20 protein-coding genes are annotated in these 26,641 nt (G+C 30.2%); 7 read left to right on the forward strand and 13 right to left on the reverse strand.

Going from position 1 to position 26,641, the window contains the following annotated elements; genetic code table 11:
- Positions 1-478: 478 nt before the first annotated feature.
- On the reverse strand, positions 479-2,122 hold the full coding sequence (locus AAGU07_RS08960) for a DHA2 family efflux MFS transporter permease subunit (RefSeq protein ID WP_342458763.1): 1,644 nt from the start codon (positions 2,120-2,122) through the stop codon (positions 479-481).
- 230 nt (positions 2,123-2,352) lie between these two features.
- The gene (locus AAGU07_RS08965; protein ID WP_048082192.1) at positions 2,353-2,778 is read right to left on the reverse strand and encodes a peptidylprolyl isomerase; all 426 of its coding nucleotides are present in this window, start codon (positions 2,776-2,778) and stop codon (positions 2,353-2,355) included.
- Positions 2,779-3,146: 368 nt separating this feature from the next.
- Here AAGU07_RS08965 and AAGU07_RS08970 point away from each other — a divergent pair, with 368 nt between their 5' ends.
- The gene (locus AAGU07_RS08970) at positions 3,147-4,322 is read left to right on the forward strand and encodes an acetylornithine transaminase (protein ID WP_342458764.1); all 1,176 of its coding nucleotides are present in this window, start codon (positions 3,147-3,149) and stop codon (positions 4,320-4,322) included.
- 70 nt (positions 4,323-4,392) lie between these two features.
- Here AAGU07_RS08970 and AAGU07_RS08975 read toward each other — a convergent pair whose 3' ends face one another.
- Positions 4,393-4,764, reverse strand: a complete 372-nt coding sequence (locus tag AAGU07_RS08975) for a hypothetical protein (RefSeq protein WP_342458765.1) — start codon at positions 4,762-4,764, stop codon at positions 4,393-4,395.
- 730 nt (positions 4,765-5,494) lie between these two features.
- Here AAGU07_RS08975 and lysA point away from each other — a divergent pair.
- Both lysA and dapF read left to right on the forward strand, forming a co-directional pair.
- A complete protein-coding gene (lysA, locus tag AAGU07_RS08980; protein WP_342458766.1) occupies positions 5,495-6,781 on the forward strand; it encodes a diaminopimelate decarboxylase in 1,287 nt (428 codons plus the stop codon).
- 259 nt (positions 6,782-7,040) lie between these two features.
- Positions 7,041-7,910: a diaminopimelate epimerase gene (gene dapF, locus AAGU07_RS08985; protein WP_342458767.1), complete on the forward strand. Its 870-nt coding sequence runs from the start codon at positions 7,041-7,043 to the stop codon at positions 7,908-7,910.
- A 720-nt stretch (positions 7,911-8,630) separates the two neighbouring features.
- Here the strand turns inward: dapF and AAGU07_RS08990 are convergent.
- The 5 genes from AAGU07_RS08990 to AAGU07_RS09010 all read right to left on the reverse strand — a co-directional run bounded on the left by AAGU07_RS08990 (position 8,631) and on the right by AAGU07_RS09010 (position 12,137).
- Complete coding sequence (locus tag AAGU07_RS08990) at positions 8,631-9,269, reverse strand: hypothetical protein (protein WP_342458768.1); 639 nt, start codon at positions 9,267-9,269, stop codon at positions 8,631-8,633.
- Between the two features lie 62 nt (positions 9,270-9,331).
- Positions 9,332-9,574 (reverse strand): DUF488 family protein, encoded by a 243-nt coding sequence (locus AAGU07_RS08995; protein WP_342458769.1) that lies wholly within the window; start codon positions 9,572-9,574, stop codon positions 9,332-9,334.
- The gene (locus tag AAGU07_RS09000) at positions 9,483-9,719 is read right to left on the reverse strand and encodes a DUF488 family protein (protein ID WP_342458770.1); all 237 of its coding nucleotides are present in this window, start codon (positions 9,717-9,719) and stop codon (positions 9,483-9,485) included. The genes AAGU07_RS08995 and AAGU07_RS09000 overlap by 92 nt, the downstream gene beginning before the upstream one ends.
- A gap of 758 nt (positions 9,720-10,477) precedes the next feature.
- Entirely contained in the window at positions 10,478-11,539 is a 1,062-nt protein-coding gene (gene cobJ, locus AAGU07_RS09005; RefSeq protein WP_342458771.1) for a precorrin-3B C(17)-methyltransferase, read from the reverse strand.
- A gap of 76 nt (positions 11,540-11,615) precedes the next feature.
- Positions 11,616-12,137, reverse strand: a complete 522-nt coding sequence (locus tag AAGU07_RS09010; protein WP_342458772.1) for a hypothetical protein — start codon at positions 12,135-12,137, stop codon at positions 11,616-11,618.
- Positions 12,138-12,283: 146 nt separating this feature from the next.
- Between AAGU07_RS09010 and AAGU07_RS09015 the strand changes: the two genes are divergently transcribed.
- Together AAGU07_RS09015 and AAGU07_RS09020 are read left to right on the forward strand one after the other, a co-directional pair.
- The gene (locus AAGU07_RS09015; RefSeq protein WP_342458773.1) at positions 12,284-13,774 is read left to right on the forward strand and encodes a DNA-directed DNA polymerase II small subunit; all 1,491 of its coding nucleotides are present in this window, start codon (positions 12,284-12,286) and stop codon (positions 13,772-13,774) included.
- Between the two features lie 103 nt (positions 13,775-13,877).
- Positions 13,878-14,477, forward strand: coding sequence for a class II aldolase/adducin family protein (locus AAGU07_RS09020; protein WP_342458774.1), 600 nt, complete (start codon positions 13,878-13,880; stop codon positions 14,475-14,477).
- Between the two features lie 190 nt (positions 14,478-14,667).
- On the opposite strand, the gene AAGU07_RS09025 is transcribed toward AAGU07_RS09020, so the two are convergent.
- From AAGU07_RS09025 to AAGU07_RS09040, 4 genes are all read right to left on the reverse strand, one after another.
- On the reverse strand, positions 14,668-15,531 hold the full coding sequence (locus tag AAGU07_RS09025; RefSeq protein WP_342458775.1) for a hypothetical protein: 864 nt from the start codon (positions 15,529-15,531) through the stop codon (positions 14,668-14,670).
- Between the two features lie 889 nt (positions 15,532-16,420).
- A complete protein-coding gene (locus AAGU07_RS09030; protein WP_342458776.1) occupies positions 16,421-16,675 on the reverse strand; it encodes a UPF0147 family protein in 255 nt (84 codons plus the stop codon).
- A gap of 202 nt (positions 16,676-16,877) precedes the next feature.
- A complete protein-coding gene (locus AAGU07_RS09035) occupies positions 16,878-17,873 on the reverse strand; it encodes a cobalt-precorrin 5A hydrolase (protein ID WP_342458777.1) in 996 nt (331 codons plus the stop codon).
- Positions 17,874-18,420: 547 nt separating this feature from the next.
- Positions 18,421-19,302: a type II CAAX endopeptidase family protein gene (locus AAGU07_RS09040; RefSeq protein WP_342458778.1), complete on the reverse strand. Its 882-nt coding sequence runs from the start codon at positions 19,300-19,302 to the stop codon at positions 18,421-18,423.
- A gap of 745 nt (positions 19,303-20,047) precedes the next feature.
- Here AAGU07_RS09040 and AAGU07_RS09045 point away from each other — a divergent pair.
- The gene (locus AAGU07_RS09045) at positions 20,048-20,695 is read left to right on the forward strand and encodes a TrkA family potassium uptake protein (RefSeq protein ID WP_342458779.1); all 648 of its coding nucleotides are present in this window, start codon (positions 20,048-20,050) and stop codon (positions 20,693-20,695) included.
- Between the two features lie 442 nt (positions 20,696-21,137).
- Here the strand turns inward: AAGU07_RS09045 and AAGU07_RS09050 are convergent, their stop codons facing one another.
- Positions 21,138-22,064 carry a cobalamin biosynthesis protein gene (locus AAGU07_RS09050; protein ID WP_342458780.1) on the reverse strand — a complete coding sequence of 309 codons (927 nt, stop codon included), beginning with the start codon at positions 22,062-22,064 and terminating at the stop codon, positions 21,138-21,140.
- Between the two features lie 2,300 nt (positions 22,065-24,364).
- Between AAGU07_RS09050 and AAGU07_RS09055 the strand changes: the two genes are divergently transcribed.
- Entirely contained in the window at positions 24,365-24,853 is a 489-nt protein-coding gene (locus AAGU07_RS09055; RefSeq protein WP_342458781.1) for a DUF2299 family protein, read from the forward strand.
- Positions 24,854-26,641 lie beyond the last annotated feature (1,788 nt).

Raw genomic sequence — 26,641 nt, forward strand, 5'->3', positions numbered from 1 at the left:
ATGTTAATTCTTAGTTTTCCTCTGTTTAAGGAGGAAAAAACATGACAAAGCCAGCAAATCAACATTTACGGTGTGTAAAAATCTTTGATTTTTAACAGATACCGAAAATCAAATTTAAAATATAAAATTATAAATTTTGACATAGATTTTGATACATGTATTCGTATTTAAAGTAATACAAATCTAGTCTTTGCCATTACAAAAACCAATTATAGTTTTTCCATATATAATACTTTCTATTTGGATTTTATTATTACTTTCAGGGCAAATTTAGATGAAATAGTAATACATATACCAAAAATAATGCTCTAATATAATGAGTATCCATATTAATATTCCAATTTCTAATATATCCAGTTAAAACTAAACTTAAAAATGAAAACTTTCTATTTAACCCTGTTACATTAAAAAAAATAAAAGTTAAATCTTTGTAAATACCACCAAGCTTAAACCAAAATAAAAAGATTAACTCCAATAGCTATTTGCCATTCTTCTTTGAGATCTCCAAATTCAATTCCTCAATCTTCTCCTTTAAAATATCTTTCGGCCGTTTCAATATAGAAGGGTCTTCAATTATTTCTTTTGAATACCTCAAAAGTTCCGAATCTTCAAGTAATTCCTTTGAATGCTTTACCAGTTCTAATTCATTTATTATTTCACTTGATTCTTCAAGTATATCCTGTGGTGCAGGTATTATATCTGACTCCTGAATTATCTCTTTAGTTTCAGTGATTTTCTTCCTGTAGATACCCACTGGAGAAAGTATAAGTATAATTATGCTTAAAAAAGCCCCTAACATCATTATCAAGTGCATTCCACTTGTAAAATTATATGCCGCCAGGTCATAGAGCTGATTTTGCTGTAAAGCATCCGGGCTTATGGTGGTATACAGCAGTATGCCTGCAATTGATACTCCAAATACCATTCCCAGATTTCTCATGGTTACTAAAATACTAGAAGCTAATCCTTTCTTTTTATCAGGTATAACGGTCATAATGGCCCTGTTATTTGGGGCCTGAAAGATTGCAGCGCCTATTCCTAAAAGAGCTAATCTCCATACAACATCAAAGACATTAGAGAACATGGTAAGGGAGGTCATAGAATAAAATGCTAAAGCGCTTATTAATGCTCCCATAATTGCCAGAGGTCTTGAACCTAGCCTATCAGCCAATGTCCCACTTACAGGGGCCAAAATCATCATAACTACAGGGTTAACAGTTAATACAACTCCAGTTAATGCAGGATTACATAGTAAAACCTTCTGCAGGTAGAAAGGCATGATAAATAGGATCATATACATGCAGATATAGTTGAAGTACAGACTGAGGTTAAATGCGGAAAATGTTTTGTTTTTAAATATTTCAAGATCCAGAAGGGGATCATCTGCCCTTTTCTCATTCCAGATAAACAACATTAATGTTGTTACAGCCACAACAGCCATTATTATTGTTAAATTATCTAATTTTGATGTCTGAATATCATTAAGCAAGTATACTACAGAAAAAAGGCAAAAATACTGCAATATTGCTCCAGGAACATCTAATTTAACTGGTTTAGTTTCATCTCTTGTTAAAACTTTATAACAAAGCAAAAAACTGGTTATACCCATGGGAATATTTACCAGAAATATAGTTTGCCAGCCAAAGAATGTTTGTATTAACCCCCCAATTGCTGGACCAATCGCCAAACCTGCAGATATGGCCACTGCATATATACCTAAAGCTTTACCAGTTTGACTATGTGGAAAAGCACTCTTAACTATACCTAAAGACACTGAAATCATCAACGCCGCAGCAATTCCCTGTAAGCTCCTGAAAATTATCAAATAAGTTATTGAAGGGGATAAACTACATAAAATTGATGTAGCAAGGAAACTAATCAGCCCCGCCATGTATACCCTTTCATGACCATAGAAATCACCCAATCGGCCAAATAATAAGACAAAACCCAGTAAATTAATTAGATAAGCCGTTATTACCCATTCTGAGCTCGCAATAGTTGTAGAAAAGAAAGCAGTGATTGTAGGTAATGAAACATTAACAATACTAGCGTTAATAGGCACCATTATGGTCCCTATGGCAATTGCAAATAATATCCTCCATTTTTTCTCTAAAACATTCAAAACAGTTTCACCTGAGTATGAAATAGGACCCTATTTAACTTTATTTTATATAATAAGTTGCTAATAAATTTTTTGAACATGCTGATCCTTTAAAATTCAACCATTTATTTATATTTAAAAGCATATTAAGCCATTAATTATGTCAAAATCAAACAAAACAAATAAATTAAAGATGCAATTTTTAAAAAAATTCATAACACCATTTAAAATAAAAATAAATTAGAATAGAGTTATTCGTCAAAGACAGTAACCTTATTCATTACGTCATTCTGTTTTATTTTGTTTACAACATCCATTCCTTTAACAACTTTACCAAAAACGGTATGTACTCCGTCAAGGTGTGGCTGTGGAGAATGGGTAATGAAAAACTGACTACCGCCAGTGTCTTTACCTGCGTGAGCCATGGAAAGAGCTCCTGCACCGTGTTTGTGAGGGTTTATTTCACATTTTATAGTGTAACCGGGCCCACCAGTTCCATTTCCTTTAGGACATCCTCCCTGAATAACAAAGTTAGGTATAACTCTGTGGAAAGTCAGGCCGTTGTAAAATCCTTCTTTTGCAAGCTTTTCAAAGTTAGCTACTGTATTTGGAGCTTCTTTATCAAAAAGTACAAGTTCTATATTCCCTTTATCAGTTTCAATTATTGCCTTTTTCATTTTTTTCACCATCGATTATTTATAATCAAGTAAAAATTTTTAAAATATTAATTAAATTCAAATTTATAGAAAGTGTATTTAATTACTTTCTGAATTCCAGTAATTCTCCCATGAAATAGTGTTTAATGAGATATTAAGATAGATATTTTATCTATTATATATGAATTTAACTACATTTAATCTTTAAATTAACAGATATATGTTTGAAAAAAATGAAATGATCAACTTAAATCATATTTTATTCTTTAGACCCATAAAATTTTTAAATTTTCCGGATGATTTAATAGGCTACAAAACAAATTAATTTAGTAAAATAAATTTCAAAAAGATAATAAAATATTCTACTTATTTGTTACGAAGGTGATTTAATGAATACGGAAGAGATTATGGCTTTAGATAAGGAATACGTCATGCAAACATACGGACGGTATCCTTTAGCCCTTGCAAAGGGACAGGGATCTGTGGTTTGGGACGTGGAAGGTAAAACGTATATTGACTGTTTTGCAGGGATTGCCGTAAACAACGTAGGGCATTCGCACCCAAAGGTTGTAGAGGCCATCTGTAACCAGGCTAAAAGGATGATTCACTGCTCCAATATCTATTATACACAGGAGCAGGTAGAATTAGCAAAATTGCTTACTGAAGTTTCTCCGCATGATAAAGCATTCTTCTGTAACAGCGGTGCAGAAGCAAATGAAGGGGCTGTTAAACTCGCACGGAAATTTACAGGAAACGGCGAAATAATTGCCATGGAAAACTCATTCCACGGACGGACTCTCGCCATGATTACAGCTACAGGCCAGCATAAATACAAAAAGGGATTTGAACCACTATCTCCAGGGTTTACACATGTTCCTTTCGGAGATATCGATGCCGTCGCAGAAACCATAACCGGTGACACAGCTGCAGTTCTGGTTGAGCCAATACAAGGTGAAGGAGGAGTCATAGTACCTCCAGAAGGCTATTTAAAAGAGCTTAAGAAACTCTGTGATGAAAATGACGTTCTTTTAATCTTCGACGAAGTTCAGACCGGGTTTGGAAGGACTGGAGAAATGTTCGCATCCGACCTTTTCGGTGTAACTCCAGACATAACCACAGTTGCTAAAGCATTAGGTGGAGGATTCCCAATAGGTGCTGTACTTGCCCAAAAAGAAGTAGCAGAAGCATTTGAGCCAGGAGACCACGCAGCAACCTTCGGTGGAAATCCACTTGCATGTGCCGCAGCAAAAGCCAGTATTAAAACCATAATTGAAGAAAGTCTCCCTCTAAAAGCAAAAGAAATGGGAGAATACTTTATGTACAAACTCAACGAACAGAAAAAACTGTACGGCATAGTTGAAGATGTGCGTGGCGCTGGTTTAATGATTGGAATGGAAATTGATATTGACTGTTCCAATATTGTGACCACTGCAAGAGAACAGGGTGTTCTTATAAACTGTACAGCAGGTAATGTTTTAAGGTTTTTACCACCGCTTAATATAGATAAAGGTCAGATAGACACTGTTACATGTGTTTTAGAGACTATTTTAAGTGACCTTTCTTAAATTTTATTTTTTAGAGGACATTTTTCTTTTTCTTATTTTCAAATTTTAAAACCATTAATTTAGCTTATTTTCATAAATCAAGCTCTTTACGCCTATTAACGTCCATAAGTCTACGAATATAACCTCTACCAAACATAATCATAAGAAGTATAAAAAGTCCAGCAAAAATATAAAACATACCCATATCTTCTAAATATTCATTGGTTCTAAATAAGAAGATATAAAGTAACGTTAAGCCCCATAGTGCAATTACGCTAAAAATAGCCATATAACAATTTTTATTATAATAGCCTTTATTCTTAAATACCCCAGTTATAATCCAGAGTATCCCTAACAATATAGCAAATATGTTAGGTAACAAGTCACCAGATAATAAAAATAATGGTAATCCCGCAACTATTAAAATACAACCAATTGTAATTATTTTTGAACCTGTTTTCATTTAACTACCTCTTAGATGAACAACTTTTTTGTATTAATAAATTTACCCAACATTATAGAATATTTTTAACTAAAGTTTATGATGCTATTCTTGATGCACTTGAAATTATTGCTGTTATGGTATCCATTATTTCTATAACTACTGCAACATACTTATAATCTCTTAAATATTATAAATTTCAAAAATATATAACATACATATGAAATTACATAAAAATAGCCTAATATTAGCCCTTTTTTTAGTTATAAAATTCTTAAATTTAATTTATTCTGTAATTAAATTATTAAATACCCATAAGAATATTTTAAATAATTAATACACAGTTTTATGATATAAAAATGTTTATAAATGTTCCAAATATTATTTAGATATATATTTGCGTTGTATTTCTACTATTTGAATTATTATCAATAAAAATCAAGTAGATTCAAAATTTCAACTATTTTTCACTCTTTATTTCAACAATATCCCAAAAATGTCAATCTATTTTCAATAAATACCATAAATTCCAGTTAATTTTCCAGTTTTTGAACCTCAACATAAAACACTTTTTATAGTAAGAAGAGAATAAATTTAATGTTTACTTCTTTTTTGGGATTCCAGAATTGAAGTTATCAAAACTGAAAGTTTGCAAATCAAAGCTAGAAATGCTTTGAATTTTTCTTGCATAAAAATCATGGTTGATAATTTGCACCCAAAAAACAAGTTTTTTGGGAAATGGAGAGATATGATGCAATTTGATCTTAAAACAAATGAAAACGGAAATTTAAGCATCGGTGGAGCAGATGCTGTAGAACTTACAGAAAAATATGATACCCCTCTTTACGTCATAGACGAGATGAAAATAAGAGATAATTACAACAGGCTGTACAACGCATTTTCCAGCCAGTACGAAGACTTTAAAATATTCTATGCCTGTAAAGCTAACACAAACCTTGCAGTAATGAGAATACTGGAACAGGAAGGAAGCTGTATTGACGCAGTATCCCCTGGAGAAGTGTATACCTCACTCCTTGCTGGATTTGAACCTGAAAGGATCTTATACACAGGAAACAACGTCACTGACGAAGAACTTAAATTCGCAGTATCATCAGGCGTTACAATCAATCTGGACTCAATTTCGGCCCTTAAAAGGCTTTCAAAATTAACCGACCCTGAAAAAGTTAGAATATCATTCAGGGTAAACCCAATGGTAGGTGCTGGACACCACGAACACTGTATAACTGGTGGTGAACTATCTAAATTTGGCGTAATGGAAAAAGAAGCAGCTGATGTTTACAGCTTAGCGCAGGACCTTGGATTTACACCAGTTGGAATTCACACCCACATAGGATCTGGAATACTTGACCCGGAACCATTCATGCTCGCAGTCGAAACCCTTATGGACATTACAGGAAAAGTACACGAAGAAGCAGGAGTTAAATTTGAATTTATAGACTTCGGTGGCGGGCTTGGAATTCCATACGAACCACATGAAAATAAACTTGACATAGACCACTTCTCAAAAGAAATTGTAGGCCTCTTTAAAAATAAATTAAACGAGTACAACCTTGGAAAACCTACAATGTACCTCGAGCCAGGTAGATATATAGTAGGGAACGCTTCAACACTCCTTACAAAAGTAAATACCATAAAACAGAGTTACAGGAAATTTGCAGGTGTAGACGCTGGTTTTAACACACTTTTACGCCCTTCAATGTACGGATCATACCACCACATCGTGGTTGCAAACAAACCAGAGGCTGAAAACACCCAGAATATCGACATCGCTGGAAACGTGTGTGAATCTGGAGATTTATTTGCAAGGGACAGGCCATTACCTGAAGTTGAAGAAGGGGACATTCTTGCAATCTTAAATGCTGGAGCATATGGATTTTCAATGTCATCACAGTACAATTCACGCCCCAAAACTGCTGAAGTACTTGTAACTGACGGTGAAAGTGAAGTTATAAGGGAAAGAGAAACCTTTGCAGATGTTCTTGCAAAACAGAACGTGCCTGTAAGACTTTTAAAATAGATACAGATTAGCATGCATTAAATAAAAGATAAAATTGTTATGAGGCTTTTAAAGTAGATACACAAGTTACAAAAGTTCCTATGACTTAAATCAATATATAACTTGTAAAGTTTTAAAATAGACATATAATCCACTAGTTTAATGCTTCAAAAGCCTATTTTTAAGGGGCTTAAAATAAATGCTCCTTAAACTTTTAAAAATAACTATCTATCCAAGAAAACTAAAAACAAAATCTTATTAATCTAACGAGGCTTAAGTAATGAGTTTAAAAGAGATTAAATTTTCAAAAATGCACGGACTTGGAAACGATTACATTGTAATCGATGAAACGAATGGAGAAATTATTCCAGAGGACAAAAAACCAGAAGTTACAGCAGAACTCTGCAGACGGGGCTTTTCAATTGGGGCTGACGGGGTTATATTCGTTACTCCATCTACGTCTGAAGATATATGGTTTAGAATCTTCAATTCAGACGGTTCTGAAGCTGAAATGTGCGGAAACGGGATAAGATGCTTCTCTAAGTTTGTATATGACAAAGGGATCATTAATAAAGAAGAAATAGATGTTGAAACGCTCGGCGGTACCAAAAAAGTAGAATTAACCATCGAAGATGGAAAAGTAGCATCTTCAAAGGTTAATATGGGTAATGCAACCTTTAAAACATCAGAAATTCCAATGACAAGTGATAAAGAAGAGTTTCTTGACAGCGAATTAACTGTAAGTGGAAGTCCACTTAGAATAAGTGCTGTAAGTGTTGGAAATCCCCATGCCATAATATTTACTGATAACCTTGATGAAGTACCCTTAAATGAAATGGGCCCTATAATTGAAACCCATGAAGCATTTCCACAGAAAATCAACGTACACTTTGTAAAAATATTAAGTAAAAATGAAATAGACATGATTACATGGGAACGCGGCGCTGGCGTGACATTTGCCTGCGGAACTGGAGCTACTTCCTGCGTACTGGCTGGGTTCAAACTTGGAAAACTCGATAACGATGTCCTGGTACATCTTCCCGGTGGAGATCTTAAAATAAATATTTATGAAAATGGTGAAACTTTAGGCGCGTTCATGGAAGGGGACGCTGTCTTAGTCTTTGACGGGATCATCAAAACTAAGATTTAGTTTTGATGGACTGGCAAAATTGAAAATTTTGCCAAGATAATAAAAATTAATATTTAATTTTTATTGCCTATCAAAATCAAAGATTTTGATAAAATAATCGAAACTAATATTTAGTTTTAGAAAAATACGCAGTATTTTTCTAACCGGAGGAAACTAAGCATTCGAAAATTGAAAATTTTCGATGCGTCAAATCGTAGATTTGACAGTTTCCTCGGCCACAAAATTTACAAGTTTTTAGGCTATCACAATCTTTGATTGTGATGCCCCAAACGTTGCTCAAAATCTATGATTTTGGCACAAGCAAAAACGGAGTTTTTGCATGCTTCGCGTTTGAGGGCTCCCAAAAAATCGAAGCTTTCGAAAATCTCCGATTTTGTAAACATTTCCTAACCTATCGGAAATCATAGATTTCCGATGCCGGAGGAAACTCTGTTTCCTCGGCCGCAAAATTAAAAATTTTGCAGGCATCAAACGCTTTGCGTTTGAATGTCCCAAAAAATCGTAGATTTTTTGAGGATTTTAAGGGATTTTTACAAGAAATAAAACTTAATCTTTAAGTTCTATCACCTATCAAAATATGAAAATTGAGCTTTAATTAAATAAAAGCTCTTACTATTTAATTTTTTTTAAATATTTAAATTCTAGGCTTTTAATTTATTTTCATTCTAAGCTTTTTAATTCAACACTAACCTGTAGTATAATGTAAGTTGCATTTGTAGATTATTCGCTTGTTAACGCCATGTAAACCATTATTCTTCCAAGTTCGGTCATTAGATAGAAGTCTTCAGTCTCTTTTCCTTTTTCTAGAAGATCTGTACTGTAATAAACATGTGCCTTCTCCTCACCAGCTTCAAATTCTTTTGTTTCAAAGTATTTTAAAATTCCTACATCAGATAATTTTTTTAAGTATCCTTTTGCACTATCTTCTGTAATCCCAAATTCCTTATTAATAGATTTAGAATCAATAAATCCATGACAGTCAGCTAATTTTAATATTTCACTCTCTTTCTCACCAAGCACACCTGCAGGGATGACAGGAAGCTGCTGAAGCTCTCCATGACTTAGTACATATGTTGGATTTAAAGAACGCATTTGAGCAAACCATAAAAGATATACACCGATTCTATCTGGCCTAACTATAATTGAAAAATCATCCTCATCATTTAAAATAGCATTAACTTTATGGATAATATCTTCAAATCGGTTTTTTATCTTTACATAATCCGTTTTTACTTCAAAATCTCTGAATTTCGCTTTTTTGGATGATATTATTATCATCCTATCTGGTTTAACTTCAGATACCGCCTCTTGAATATTATTTTTACTTTTAAGATTTGTTATCAATATTTTTTCACTCATGATATCACCAACAAGCTAGAGGTAAAGAAATAGAAAAATTTTAGTTTTTTATATTAAAATAACTATAATTTTCTGAGTGTATGTTCAAGCACAACTGCATTATTGTGTTCTTTATCTTTTGCAGAATAAATTAAAGTTACTTTACCTTTATCTTTTTCTATTTCCTTTATTTCATCAATTAGCTTACTTTTGTCTTTTAACTCACTCGAAAATTCATTGAATTTTCGGTGCCCCAAACATGATATGTTTGGGGGCTTCTTCGTATTTGTTTTCAAACTCTTTCCATTTTTTAGGGTCGTGCGCAAAACATTTTCTTAGATCATTGCTTGGTGCAATCTCTTTCATCCAGGTATCTAGATTTGCCTTTTCCTTGGATACTCCCCTAGGCCAGATCATATCAACGAGAATTCTAAATCCGTCATCTTCACTGGATGACTCATAGGCCTGCAAAAATCTGTGATTTTTGCGGCCACAAAACCAAGAGTTAAAGAAACTTCGTTTCTTTACACCAAAAATCTGTGATTTTTGAAGTTTTGTAGGCTCTTTTTATCTTTATCATTTTATCACTTTTAATACTATGGTTAAAATTAATAATAAGTTTTTTTAACCGTCAAAATCTTTGATTTTGTGGCATGAAAAATTTTCAATTTTTCGACGGCCGTCAAAAAATCGTAGATTTTTTGGGTCTCAAAAATGTAATTTTTGAAGACTGTCAAAAAACCATCTGTTTTTTAACGCACGAAAAATGAAGCATGCAAACACTCTGTGTTTGCTGTGTCAAATCAGAGATTTGACAATATTCAAAAATTGAAAATTTTCGATGTTTGCAAAACATTTGGTTTTGCAACCGTAAAAAATTGAAAATTTTTTACATTTTGAAAGAAATCTACGATTTCCTGAACAGCAAAAATGTAGTTTTTGCATGCGTCAAAATCGTAGATTTTGACGTATCGAAAATTGAAAATTTTCGAATACTTTGTTTTTCGACTGCTGTCAAAACTTTTAATTTTAACACCTGCCATTGATTTTTCCATTTAAAAGAATTCTACAAATATAAAAAACGAAATATAACTTAAAAACTACAGGGCATAACTAAAATTTAAACAAAAAAGTGGCAAATTAGTTTTTACTTTATTTAAGGCAAGTAAACACAAAAAATTCAATTTTAAAAATACTGAATCAAAAATAAAAAGGTAATATATGTTAAATTATCCTGCCCTTTGAATGCATTCCCTTCTTAACTTCAAAAGATCCTTTTTCCTTTTTTTAAGGTCATCTACTTCTTTAACAATTTCGGGGAATTTCTCCATGATACATTTAACTACTTTATCTTCATGGATCCATGTGCAGTCCTGGCAGCTCCAGACTCCTTTGTCTTTTATCCATTTACCCCCAGTAGAACTATCTCCGCATGGATAAAACGGACAGTAACAGAAAGTACAGCTCTGTCCCTCTTCATGACATGGATAATATTCACAATCTAAATTAGGGCCTTCAACTATTTCGCCCTCTAAAAAGCGTTCATAGAACTCTTTTGAAAGTGGATGTATATCTGATCGGATCATATAACCCCTTGGAGTTATCATATATCCATCCTGAACGTAAGTCATGGAATTTCCGATAATTACAGTTGTAGACATGTTTATTTCATGATCCTTAAGTTTTTCAAGTGTTGTTACTGTAGTATCTACTCCATTATCTCCACTTTTTACTATCCCAACAGGAGTAGATGGTTTTTTGTTTTCAAGTAAGACCCTGTAAGCTTCATTAAATGGTTCTTTCCTTGTTTTACTCCTTGGATTATATATAGCAATTACAAAGTCCCCTTTTGATGCAAACTCTACCTTTCTTTTTATTTCAGATAAGGGAGTTAAAATATCACTTAAACTTATAACTGCAAAATCATGGAGAGGTGCCCCAAGTTTGGACGCTGCAAAGGTTGCTGCAGTTACACCAGGTATAACTTCCACTTCAATATCACTGTACTTGCCAATTAATTGAAAAACAACATTTCCCATTCCAAATACGCCGGGATCTCCAGAACTTATAATTGCAACATTCTTACCTTCCCTAGATTTTTGTATAGCTATTTCAGCTCGTTCTATTTCATCGCCCATTCCCTTTTTAATTATTTCTTTCCCATCTAGCAGGTCTTCTATGGGTTTTATGTAAGCTTTGTAAGCGATTATAACTTCACAGTTCTTAATTGCATTTAAAGCCCTTATACTCATGTCTTCTCTGGAAGGCCCTATGCCTATAACGCTGATCATCGAATCACCATGTTAAAAAATTAATTATTCTTTATAAAAATATAGTTAGTTTAAGCTTTAACTTAAACTAATCATTCTATTTAGATTTTATCTGCTTAAGCGATGTTATCTTGATTGTGTTAACATCCACTGCTATACCTTTTGTTTTCTGCTCTCCAGTTGCTGTTGCAGTCAAATTATAAGTCGCACTTTGGCTTATTACTATTTGCCCACTTGTAAACGCACTATTAGAACTATTTGCAGTTGTTTCATTTTCCTTATACCCTGTTGCTGAAATAGTCACATTTACGTTACCGCCACTTGAGCTAACTATTATAGCAGATATTGAGTCAATATTAATTCCATCAAGCTGAGTTTTACTTTTAAGGGCCTGTGAAACCCCATCCACATTTGTAACATTGTATGTTTTAGTGATGCTCACTTTTGAACCTATGCCTATACTGTCCCAAATAGCAGTTAGTTTACTGACCTGCATATCTATAACTTTCCCAACATCAGGGGGTTGGGAAGTTACTATAGTGTACGAGCTTAAAAGTCCTGCTTCAAAAATTATCCCGAAGAGTAAGAGGAAAAATATAAATTTTATAATCCTTGGCAAATTTTATCACCTTAAATAATTTATTTTAGTATACTTTCTTAACATGAATTTTTAAATTGATTAACTTAGTTTTGTGAGTTAAATTAGATTAATATTATAATATGATGTTATAAATATACATACAAAAAGCTTTGCACGGGGTAGTCATGAGCGATGATATCATTTTAAAGTTCACCAATGCCAACATTTTGATAAACGATAAAGCATATGAACGCATAATAACTCAAGAAAATTCAATTAAATTCACAGAATCATTAATAGAAGATATAGTGTACTCAAATCAGAATATAATTGTTTTAACTGAAGAAATTCTGGATCAATACCTGGAAAAAAATGGTTTAAAAGAAGAAATAAATAACGAAATTATCCCAGAGAATGTGGATATAAACCCCCCTGTTTCCCAGAGTAAATTCCAAACTGGAATGCCCTTTGATTTTCACGTGATTCAGGACACCACTAAGAAATCATATACAAGCGGGGAAGTTAAGGACTTTATTACTTATTTTAACAGCAGATATGAACAATTACGTAATATTTTAAATAAAAGAAGGGAATTAAAGGATCACCGCCCTATTAATAGAATAGGAAAGAGTGAAGAGGTCATCAAAATAATAGGAATGGTAAATGACATCAAAAACACCAAAAACAGCCATAAAATAATAGAATTAGAGGATGAGACTGGAAGTACTAGTGTTCTTGTACATAACGAAAGCGGTCAACTCTATGAAAAAGCTGAGAAAATTGTAAGAGATGAAGTTATTGGTATAATTGGAAGTAAAAAAGGAACATTAGTAATAGCCTCAGATATTATACAGCCAGGAGTTCCAAGAATCGCTGAAAAACCCATGGATTTTGGAGCAGTTTTTATTTCTGATGTCCACATAGGTAGTTCTACTTTTCTTGAAGATGCATTTAATAGATTCATAAAATGGATAAACGGAGATTTTGGTGATGATAACCAGCAAGAAATCGCTAACGATGTTAAATATCTAGTTTTAGGCGGAGATACAGTTGATGGAATTGGTATATACCCCAACCAGGAAAAAGAGCTCACTATAAAAGATATTTATGAACAGTACGACGAAGCTGCAAGACTTCTTGGAGATATCCGAAGTGACATTAAAATAGTAATATCCCCCGGAAACCACGATGCAGTAAGATTAGCCGAACCACAACCTGCCCTTCCAGAAACATACGCCAAGTCCCTTTACGAGCTTAAAAATGCAGAATTTGTAAGTAATCCCGGAGTTGTAAGTTTAGATGGGATTAATACACTTATATATCATGGAAGAAGCTTCGATGATATGGCGATGTCTGTCAAAGGGTTTTCCCACCAGCGGACAGATTTGGTAATGACTGAACTTATAGAAAAAAGGCATTTAGCACCCATATATGGGGAAAGAACCCCTCTTGCATCGGAATATGAAGATCATCTCGTCATAAAAGAAGTTCCAGATATATTCCATACAGGGCATGTGCATATTAATGCATATAAACGGCATAAAGGTATCCACCTGATAAATTCAGGAACCTTCCAGTCCCAGACAGAGTTTCAGAAAATTTACAACATCGTGCCAACATGTGCAGAAGTCCCAGTGATACATAGAGGCTCATTTAAACTCTTAAAATTTGCTTAAATGTGAAATAGTTTCACATAAATTTATTATTTTCATGATTAAATCTTTAAAAATAGCTACTTAATAAATTATAAATAAAAAGACATTACATCAAGTGATTTAAATGGATAAAAACCTAATTATAAAAGGATTAGTTGATACTTCACATTATGTTTACAAAAAAGGCCTTGTACCCGGAAAATCTGGAAATATAAGCTGTAGATTTTATGAAGAAGGAATATCAAAAATTGCAATTACAAGAAGCGGTATTGCCAAAAGAAACGTAGAAGCAGATGATATTATCATAATAGATATGGATGGAAATGTACTTGAGGGAGATAAAAAACCATCTATGGAAACTTTTCTGCATCTTGGAATCTACAGGGAAAGAGATGACATAAACAGTATTGTACATTCACATTCGCCATTTGCAACTGGTTTTTCAATGTCAGGTAAAAAATTAAAAAGATTAGAAGGATTTGGACCCATTGAAACTCCTTATATCCCATATGTGAAGTATGCAGCACCCGGAAGCGAAGAACTTGCTAAAGACACTGCTTTCATGATGAAAGACAACGATGCAGTGGTACTGAAAAACCATGGAACAGTTGCTGCAGGTGTCAATCTTGATGAAGCAACTCTTCTTGCTGAATTTATAGAAGATATTGCTAAAATACAGTATATCGCACACACTTTAAGCTTAAATTCTGATACATCAGTCTAATTTTAAAATTAATTCAATAATTTTTTCATTTTAAATTATTAAAAATGAGGCAGAGAACGGAGAAAGTTCTCTGCCATGTGGAGTTAATTAAGTCATGTTTTTTTTGTTTGGTATGGAATTCGCTTTCAACCTAGATATCCTATCTTTCGTAGTAATGACGGGTGAATCTGTGATATACAATAGTTAGGATCTAGAATATTGTTTCAAGCTCATTTCCCAATATCATACATACATTACCTAATTCTTCTAGCGTTGCCTGTACTACTCCACACAAACCATTAACAATGGTTACAATTAGGGGTTCACAATTGGTGGATACATTTGTACTTATCTGCGATGTATCTTCAGATAATGGAACATCTGATGAGTCAATTACAGTAGAATTACCATTATCTAATTCATTTACACCCTCATCTTGACTCTCATTTAATTGATCTATATCATATGGGCCATCATATCCAAATTCAATGTTTAATTCAGCGAACATGTAATATCCGTCTCCATCAAACTGATCATTTGCGTTTAACTCATCAAAATTATCATTTTCATATGACGGACTTGATACATCACCCAGATAATCAGTGCCTTCATCAACAGTATCTAATACTTCCAACAAATCATTACCTGTATCATCAAATTCATCCATACTTGCGGAGTCATCCATATTACTGTCATCTAGTTCATCAATGTGCTCAATATCTTCACCTGGCGCATTAAATGAACTAACGGTGTAATCATTAGTTTCATCTGACTGATCATCTGATGTATCTTCTAAATCTGATTGATCCACCACCATGTAATTACCAATATAGTTACCATCATCGTCATATCCATCAATATAACCACTATCTCCATCTGCTGGATCTGATACAGCAAAGGAAGTTACATCATCATTAGAGGATTCTGTTACCTCAGCTACATTTTTAATATTACTATTGATTTGTTTAACTGCTTTAGAAGTGGCAGTTTGTTGATCTGCAGGGGAATTTGCTGCAAATGCTGGTGTCACTCCAATCATTAAGATTACAAGAAAAATTACCATCCATAATTTCATACCATCACATCCAATTATAACAATTCATGATTTTGATTAATAAGTTTCATAGTATATAATCTTAACTATTTTAACGGCGTATTAACGGCTATTAATTGTTCTATTAAGGCAATATTGCTCTTAAGTGACAAATAAGATTTATATAAGATCATTTTACAAAATTAATATTACTATAACTGAATAGATAGAAACAAAGTCATATTATCCAAAATTCGAATTAAATATACTGACAAATAGCAAATAAAGTCTAAAATTTGGACTAAATATACGAAAGTAGAATAAACCTAAATTGGACTAAATATTTGACAGGAATTAGTGAAATAAAGTCCAAGTCTCAGACTAAAAACAGTGAAATAAAGTCCAAATTTCAGACTAAATACTAACAAAAACAGTAGAATAAAATCCAAGTCTCAGACCAAATATACTGACAAATAGCAAATAAAGTCCAAATTTTGGACTTAAATTTAGAGAAAATAATTAATTTACATAATGCCTTCTAAAAACCTTAATTTATTTTCAACTTTACACTATTATTCAAAGAAGCATATTATCTCAAATTAGATTAAGTTAATTAATTTATTTTCAACTTTACAATATTATTCAAAAAAGCATATTATCTCAAATTAGATTAAGTTAATTAATTTATTTTCAACTTTACAATATTATTCAAAAAAGCATATTATCTCAAATTAAAATTATTAAATTAATTACAGATCTACAATGTTTAAAAGATAAATAATTCACTTAAACTAGAAATTAAAAGTTAGATATGATATAGATCTAAAAAAGAAAGTTTTGAGAAAATATCAGCTAAAAATAACCTTAAGTTACCTATGCTGACATCAATCAAAAGTAGCTAAATTAAGTTAATATTTATTTAAAATTAAATTCAGTCTCTAACAGACTCTAGTTCGCTTAAAATATTCCATATAAGGGTTCTCGCATGTATTGGGATGTTTGGATCATTACTAATTTCATCAAGTATTGAAATTACAGTACTTGCACGAACAGTAGGCTCTTCCGCATCTTTTGCCAATATATCCTTAGATTCCTCTGCTGCCCTCCTAATATTTCTAGGAACGCTTGTATCTTCCATTATATGTTGTAATATCTGATTAACACGATCAAATGCCTCTTCATTCATAATGTGACCTCCATAATATTTTTAGATAAAAGAATTCATAAAATAATCTAACTATTATTTTTTATATTTGATAAGCTAAAAACCTTTTGGTATTTCCATAATTCACTTATTTTTATTTGAATTTAAAAAATTTAAGATTTCATCCATGAACTTCATATCAAAGGTAATATAACCTGCTTTATCATTACATAACTTTAATTTTTTAGCCGTTAGAAACCACAGCAATAGATATAGTAACGCCATTAAATGACGTTTTCTTCAATACAAGTCTAGAATTCTTTCCAGCTGCTATTAACGCAACTGGCTCACAAACTCCATAAATACCAAATTTTTTCTTAACAAATGATGATTTTGAATATCCATCATAGTTAAAATTTTTTAATTTATCTAAAGGAACTATTTCAAGGGGCATGTTAAATTCAGAAACTGCTTCAATTATTCCCTTCTCATTCCTTTTCATTTCACCTGTTGAAATCACATCAATTCTTGCAACTGGTAATTTAAGAGTACTCATTGCACTTGTAATTGCACCTTCAACCTTTTGTTTTGAAATGTCCCTTCGTGCACCTACACCAACCACGAATTTTTTAGGTTTTAAAATAATTTCAGTATCTTCAAATAATACTTTTAAATTATTTTCACCAGATTCAACCAAATTGTAAGAAGATTTAACCTGAGGATCATCTGAAATAAAGCTAAGCCTTAACGGAACAAATAGTTCAGGAAATTCATCTCTGACTAAAGCAGAATTTATACTTTTTATTCCTCCCTGATTTTTAATATCCAGATAATATTTTTTTGCAAGTGAATCTATCCCTAATTTACCATGTACATCTGTAGCTGTTGTTATAACCGGGTCTGCGCAGGTAATTTCTGCAATTTTCTTTGTAATTTCATTGGCACCACCAAAATGACCTGAAAGTAAGCTTATAACATGTTTTCCAGCGTCGTCCATGACCAGGACTGCAGGATCTTCCAGTTTACTTTCAAGTAATCCGCAAATATTTCTTACCATAATTCCAGATGCCATTATGCCAATTATACAGTCATATTTGCTGAATACAGATTGTAATGTCTTTTTAACGTTTTTGTGGAATATATCAACGCCGGTTATTGTAGGATCCTCTGCAAGATTTTCCAGGATTTTAGATGCAAGATCCTGAGAATCCTTGGTTATGGTGATTATTGCAATTTTCAAAGAAAAAATCTCCATTATACTTCAATTAGAATGTAACTTCTAAACAAATACCATATATAAAATAAGTTTTCTACATTAAAATACTGTTTGGTATAGAGTAACATCATACCACTTTAAAATTTCATAATATACTCAATTTTGGCATTTAAATGGCAGTTTAATTTAATTATAGCACTTTTTAATTTAAGTTTTTAAAAAGGCGAAAAAATTTAACTGATATTAAAGAAAATAAATACATCTCGATAAATTTGATGAACTTATTGAGGTTAATAGTGAAAGCTAAGAACTATTTAGAAAAAGCGGCTGAATATCAGCTAGAAGTGAGTAAGCTGTTATGAATCGTGTCTTCAAGGACATAACCCATCTAATTTTTTTAAATCAAAATTACAGCAATTTATAATATTATTATTAAATATAAAAGATTTATAAGCATATATTCAACAGAATATTTATATTTTTTCTCTTTTTTTTGGATTAATGAAACACTAAATAACAGTTATAAAAAATAAAAATTAAATTAATTGCCTTAAAGAGATAGGAAAAAGGTTTAACACCTTTTCCATTCGGGTTTAACCTGGAATGTTACTAGATAGAATATGATCATTATGACTGCGATACTTATGAGTTCATAGGCCGGATCTATTGCTGCCTGAGTAAATAGCGATGGTGTTTGCAGAATTGAAGCTTGAGGATGAATGATAGCCGATTCATAGATATTATTAGCAGCATGCATACCAATAGCTAGCTCTAACGTTCCACTTTTAAGAGTGATAAATGCTAATGAGAATCCAACTACTACATAATAAACCATTGCTAGAATTCCACCTGCACTGATTTCAGGGTTTACTATATGGGGTAATAAGAACAAAATACCGTTTATCAGTGCTAGCACTAAAAAATTTCTGGTTAACAGCCCTGTTCCCTGCATCCAGTAACCTCTGTAAGTGAGCTCTTCACTAGTAGTTTGAAGTGGTATCAACACTAAAATAAATGGCAGGAAGTACAAAAACTGCGAAATATTACTAGCATTAAACTGGATGTTTGATGGGTTCAATCCATATAAAAGAACATCTGAAAGGACTAAAAGCAGGAAAAAAAATCCAAACCCATAGAGAATAGGCTTCACGTTGATATTTTTAAATGGAGTTACAAGTGTAGAAAATGGTCTTTGATGCACATAACGGACGCTTATGAACACCCCAATTATTCCACAAATTGCCGGACACATGGTAACCACAAAATATGCCAGCGGGGTGATTGAACTGATGTTAAGTGTTCCAAGATTAACTGATGATCCAAAGGCCATTGCAACGATGAATTGTACTGCAGCGCCAACAATATAAATAAAAAAATAAATAATAAATATTCCAATAATATACCTTATTAAACTTGTTTTACCTTTACGAGCTTGATCAAGAAATGTTTCCATTAGATATCACCTTTTATTAGCAAACCAAATATTGAATTATCTCTTAAATAAACTTTTCTTACATAAATTCATTAATATTAACTATTTCATAGCAAATAACATATGATTTAATCTTATTTATCATGAATTAAAAAAATTTAAATGATTCTAATGAAAAGAAGTCTAAGAATTATTTTTTTTAAATTTATTTATTCATATCTCCTCTGATTAATATTAATTAACAGATACTTGCAATCAATATGAAAAAGAGATGAATAGACTATTTTAATTTTCATAGGCTGTCCCAGTCCTACCAAATCATATGAATACCCATTCATAGAAATGATCTGTTTCAAATATCAAATATTTAACATAATCAGTTTATATATCTCATGAACTTTGTAAATATTTTATTTGCAATTATGAGGAGTAATAGAATATCTCTTACTTTTTTAAATAGTCCTGCAGCGATAATTTATATAATCACTTAAATATGGCTTTATAATTTTTACCTATTAATAAAATATGCCCTATTTTTTTAAATTAATACATTAAATTACATTTAGGCAAAAATGAATTAATTAAATCTAAATTATCCATTTATCAATCAAAAATAATCTTTTTTAAAACCCTTTTCAAATATAAAAAAGAGTAAAATATATTACATTTACAAATAAATTTAATACTTAGCTAAGAAAAGCGTATGGGTAATGGTAAATAAAAATTCACAATCGAGAGTTATTTAGAATTATATCTTGGTGTATCCATGTACGTAATAGTAATGGGCGGTGGAAGAGTAGGACTTAACTTATCATCCTTTTTAATTTCAGATGGACAGGAAGTTACACTTATTGAAAATAACGAAGAATTATGCTCAAAGGCCGCAGCAGAATTAGACGCTATGATAATTTGCGGTAACGGCACCGATACAAAAACGCTGGAAGAAGCGGAAATAAAAGGTGCGGACGTTTTCGTGGCAGCTACAGGAAATGATGAAACAAACCTGCTGGCATGTATCCTTGTTAAAGATTACAACGTTCCCAAAATCATTACCAGAATAAGCGATCATACCCATGCTAAAGCATTTAAAAATGCAGGCATCGATTCAGCCATAAGTCCGGAACTTACTGCAGCCAGTTACCTTGAAAAAATAATACTAAGGCCAAAAATAGCAGATCTGGTAGTCCTGGGAAAAGGAGATGCAGAATTACTCGATGTTAGTGTAGAAAATGACAAAGTCATTGGCAAAAAAATAGGTGATATAAGTCCAACCAAGGATTATATCATAGTATCAGTACATGAAAATGGAAAAATAACAATCCCCATGATGGACACAATCATTGAAAGAGGTTCTAAAATCTCAATTCTTGCAAAAACAGAGTCTATAAAGAAAGTTATAGATTTATTCACATAAAAAGATAATATACATTTAAATATGATTTAATAAGCTTAAATGAGTTAAAATAAATGATTAAATACATTAATACTTAAACTTTTAAACAAGTCATAAAACCCAATGTACAAAATGAAAACATACATATTATCATTATAAACTTCTTTTTTCTGGCTTCTTTTTTATAAAATTCATGGAGCATATAATAAATTGCCCCTATAATCAGGAATATACCTATTAATAAAAGATAATAATTCATATATTTAGTTTAAAAATTGTTGTATAAATATATTCAAGCTAAATTCATTAAAAATTAAAATACATTCTCAAAAGAAGATAAAAATAAAATATAAAGTTTATTAATTACAGCATACTCTTAAAAAATCATAAATATGTGAAAGGAGTATAGCAAAGAATCTAAATAGTAAATGGATTACAATTCACAAACAAATGAATCCATAAATCATATCAAAGCTGTAAAAATCCCAAATAAAACAGATGCAGCTAAAATAAATAATAAAACCGTTATTTTAGACAGCAATACTGCTTCTGTAATTTTGTCAGTTGTTAATGGGCTTAATTCATCCCCAATTTCATAATAATCTATTTTTTCAAGTTTAATATCAAGAGCACCAGCTGCTGCGGCCATAGAAAATCCTGAATTTGGACTGTCTGGTTTTCTCGCATCTCTACTCATTATTTTATATGCATTTTTCCAGTTTAACCTTAAAAAAGCAGCCGCAATTACAATAAGAACTCCTGTAATCCTTGCAGGCATAAAATTCAAAACATCATCCAGTTTTGCAGGAAACCAGCCTATTTTTATCTTTTCAGGTGTTTTGTAGCCTACCATGGCATCAAGCGTATTTATAACCCTGTACACAACAGCCCCAAGAACTCCAAATATAAATGCATAAAACAAAGGAGCTATAATAGAATCTGTAATATTCTCTGTTAGCGTTTCTATTGTTGCAGATACCAAATCTTCTTCATTAAGTTCCATTGTATTTCTGCTTACAAGATAAGACATTGATTTTCTCGCTTTTTTAATATTATGATCTATATCATTTTTCATACTTTCTGCAGAAGTTAATAGGACCTTAATTGCAAATGTAGTCGATAAAATTATAGAAGAAACTAAAATGTATAGTATGTAATTGAATGCTGACAGATGGAGTAAGACATAGGTTGCAAGTGTAAAAATCATTACAGCCATGAATGTTAAAATTATTCCAGAAATTTTACTTCTGTAGTTGATAAGATACTCCCTGAAAAAATCTATTACTTTCCCCATCCAGACTACAGGGTGTATTTTTGCAGGCAGTTCACCGAATATGACATCGATAATTACTGCGATTATGATTATAAAGAGAGTTGATTGGAGATACATTGAATTCCTCTAGATTTATTTATATGAAATTTTGTAAATTAGTTTATATTCTTGAATAATCTAATATTCTTCGAAGGAATAAATATGGATATCGTAGGCATATTCTATGAAGTATCTAAAACTATGCGTTCAGATTTTTAAAAAACGCGAAAAACAATTGAAAAACATCCTAGACTAAATATAAAGTCATATGAAGAAATTTTTAGAAAGTTTCTTAGAAAATATTTGCCTGAATCATTAAATATAGCTACAGGACTCCTTGTTGATTCTAATGGGAATTTTTCCAGGTAACTGGACGTAATTATTTCAGATAAGGCAAAAACACTTATTTTCTTCAGTGGTGGAGATATTCGAGTTATACCAATTGAATGTGCATATGCAGTTATTGAAATTAAGGCCTTTTTAAATTCCAAAGAATTAAATAATGCCTTTAAAAACATGGAAAGTGCTAAAAATCTTGAAAAAAAAGCTTATTTTAAAGAAAATGGCCCTATTACACATATAAATAAATTATATGGAAAAATGGGAAGATTGGCCTTTAAACTATTATATTTTTGCATATGACTCTATTACCCTAGTTAAATTGGCTGAAACAGAACATAAAAAACATTGATAAAAATTTGCCAGAACACACGAAGATAGATAGCATTTGTGTTCTTGATAAAGGAGTCATTTGTAATAGAAGAAATGATGAAAAAATAGATGCTCTTCCACAACCAGGATCTAATCTTCATGTTGTCCAAACGAATGTTTCACTTCTTTTACTTTATGCATTGACCAGTATTTATTTTAACCAGTTAATATCCCCAATTTTAATTTTAATAGTTATTTAGTAGGAATTAAAATTCTAAAATAACAATTTTTATAACTAAACATTGTTAATCAGTTGAAAAGCAAGATAGGACTATATTTACATCAAGAAATGTGAAAAATATTTTATAGAATTTTTACACTTGAAATTTAGCTATTAGACGTTAAAATAATTTATATTTGTAAATACACTTGAAAAGTAACTCTATTATTTTTAGTACATCTCATATTTTTTTCACTTGAAATCAATCTATTCAACATATTTCACTAAATTTTATTGATTTACACTTGAAATACAACTGTTAGTTACAGAATCCAATAAAAAATCTTAATTTACACTTAAATTTAACTGAAATAATTTTAAGAGTTATATATTTTAAAATTTACACTTGAAATCTATCTATTTAACATAAAACAATAAATTTTATTGATTTACACTTGAAATACAACTGTTAAGTACATAACTTGATAAAACCATTAAATTTACACTTGAAACTTAAGTCTAATAATTTTAAAATTTGTAGAGTTAAATTTTACACTTGAAACGCGCCTATTCAAATTAATCTCAACAACTTTTATCGATTTACACTTGAAATTTAACTCTAAGCGCTAAATTCATAATATTGTTAAATTTTAATAATTTAAACATGGTTTAAATGATTTTAAAGGTTGTATATTAAGACATTACATTTAAAATATATCTATTTAAAGTAATTACAACGCGTTTCATTTAGTTATAGCAAAAAGTACATTTACATGTCACATGATAAAAAAAAGTTAAATTTACACTTTAAACTTGGCTTTAAGTACTAAATTTATAATAATATTAATTTTAACATTTTATACGTCATTTAAATAATTTTAAATGTTATATTTTAGAATATTAAACTTGAAAGGTATCCATTAAACTTAATTTCAATAATTTTTGTTGATTTATACTTAAAATTAGTATTTATGTGTTAAATATAACAAAAAGATTAAACTTACACTTAAAAAACAACTTAGACTAATTTCAACAGATTTATAATGACTTTACACTTGCAAAGTAACTAAGCTAATTTCAACATGTTTACGGTTATTTTACACTTGAAACGCGACTCTACTTATTTTAACATGTTTAATACACTTAAAAAGAAGCTGTTCAAATCTGATTTTATTACTCATTATCGCTTAACTATAACTTGAAATTTGCATGTTGAAATGACAAAAAACTAAACTTACACTTGAAAGGTAACTAAGCTAATTTTAACAAACTTATAGCTCCTTTACACTTGAAATAAAGGTTATGGTAAATAAAAATAAAAAATTTAAATTTAAATCAATTATTTTTTTTCTAAACATTTTATAACAAGACAAATTTTAAGTTACTTTTTTAAAAAAATTTCACTAGACAAATTTTAATATAATAAATAGATTTTTTAAGCATGGATTAAATATGGGTATACTATTAAAGTACAAGTTACACTTGAAACGCAAGTAGGTGTTAAAAAATGTCAAAAATTGAAAGTAAAGTTCAAAAATGGCTCTCTGATGAAGGTCTCTTCAGACAAAAAGTTCCTGATGACAATACAAATTTTCATTTCATGATAAATTACCCTGAAGGCCATGTTCTAGACATTATTCAGCCAAAAGGAAAAGATGACATGGTTTTAATTGCATGTGCAACCAATGTAAGTCCAGAACATCAAACTGAGATTAAAAAATTATCAAGTAAAAAAAGAGAAGATTTTATCTGGGATATAAGGTTTCTTTTAAATAGTCAGTTCGTTGATTTCCAGCTGCAGCATCCAGACAATATTTTACAGAATTTTGTAATTACAGAAGAAATTTTTGAAGATGGATTGAACAAAGACAGGTTAATTTCAACTGTAAAAAAGATCTTCAGAGCCAAGTTACAGGGAATCTGGAAAATACAGAGAGAATTCGGACTTGGAGAAGAGAGTCAAGGAAGTATTCAACAGGATAACATGTATGTATAACTCTTAAATTCATTTTTTAATGGATATAAATTTTTTATTTTGATTTTAGCATATTTTATATAATTATAATTTGATTATAATCATTTATATATAGTTATAAGTTAAAATATGGCTATAAAACTTATAAATACGTGATTTATATATTTTCCTGGTTTTTTACGGTGTAAACTTACAACCAACAGGATGTATTATATCAAAAATTAAAACAGATATTACACTTGAAATAGATGTCATGAGACTATTTACTAACTTAAATAATAAAACAAATGCATTAATCTATTACTTATCATGAAATGTGTAATTCATGAAAAGAATATAGAAAATATCAGGATAAATTTAATTTTTAAATTTTGATACAGTTGAAATTGTAGTCAAAATAAAACAAATTTTAAGGTATAACAACAAAAAATACAATCAAATTTACGGTTAAAACATCATAAACAATCTAAAATTTAAATTATATTCATAAATATATTATTAAAAGATTAAATCTAAAATTTAAACATTGAAACACATAACTAACAAAATACACTTGAAACATAACTGTTTTAAGAGAAACCTAACACTGAAAACAAATACAAAAAAATGAAAATTATTTTTTAGATTGCATATTACAAAGCAAGACATGCATTTCAAGTGTAAATAATTTCTCAAAAATTAATTTTTAGTCAAGAAGACATGCATTTCAAGTGTATTATAAAATAAGCTTTGTAAAGTAAAAATTTTTTATCTGTTTTAATATCTTTTTTTCATAAAACCACTTTAAAAAAAATGTAAATTTTATCATATCATCTTTAATTAATAATTTAAATCATAAAAATGACTTTTATATTTATTTTAAAATAACAAATTTGGTTACGATATAATATAAGGCCAAAAAAACTTAATAAATTGATTCAAAACATTTAGATTATACAAACATTCATACTAAATAAATTAAGATTAAATATCCTGTTTAGATCATATTTATCAAGTTGTACTATGCTTTTTACATCAAAATATTAAATTATTACTTTTTTAATGGATAAAATACTTTTTTACAGTTGAAATGTATGTTATTTAAGATATATGTGAAAATACAATATTTAATTTCATTTTAACTGATTTTTTAATCATAATGAATATTTCATATATTTGTAATGAATTAAAAGTTGTAATATTAATAAATAAAGCTAAATGTAGCTTTAATGACAAAAATATTATTATAATGGTAGTTTTATGTATTTTAAGATATAAAAATAAAATATAAGCAAATGATTTTAATATAAAGTTTTTATAATTTAATAGATAACATAAATCATTGATTCCATAGGGTTTTTGACTTAAAAATTAAGTATATATTATTTATATTTATTTTTACCAGATTTAAACGATTAATTAACAAATTTATACTATATAAAATACTTTAATCTATTTTTAGATTGTAATAAGCTCTAAATTATGATTATAAGTTCAAAATAAATTCTAATCTATTTTTATATTAAATATATGGTTTAAAATTATATTTTATATCAGTTTAATAATTTGAATTATTTTTAAAATCCAAACAGCAGGTAATGTTTCATTTTATCAAAGTTAGTATAGGGTTTATCTATTATTAAAACTGCATAGATCCTGCTAATAGTTTTATAATTTACTTATTCTACTTTTATATAAATTATTTTGTATAATCAAATGAAATTAAGCTTTAATTTATAAATAGTTAATTTTATGCACTTTTAAATTATAATATATATTATGTTTTACACTTAAAATTCAATTATTGGACATATAATTACAATATACAGC

Source organism: Methanobacterium sp., assembly GCF_038562635.1.
GTDB lineage: Archaea > Methanobacteriota > Methanobacteria > Methanobacteriales > Methanobacteriaceae > Methanobacterium_D.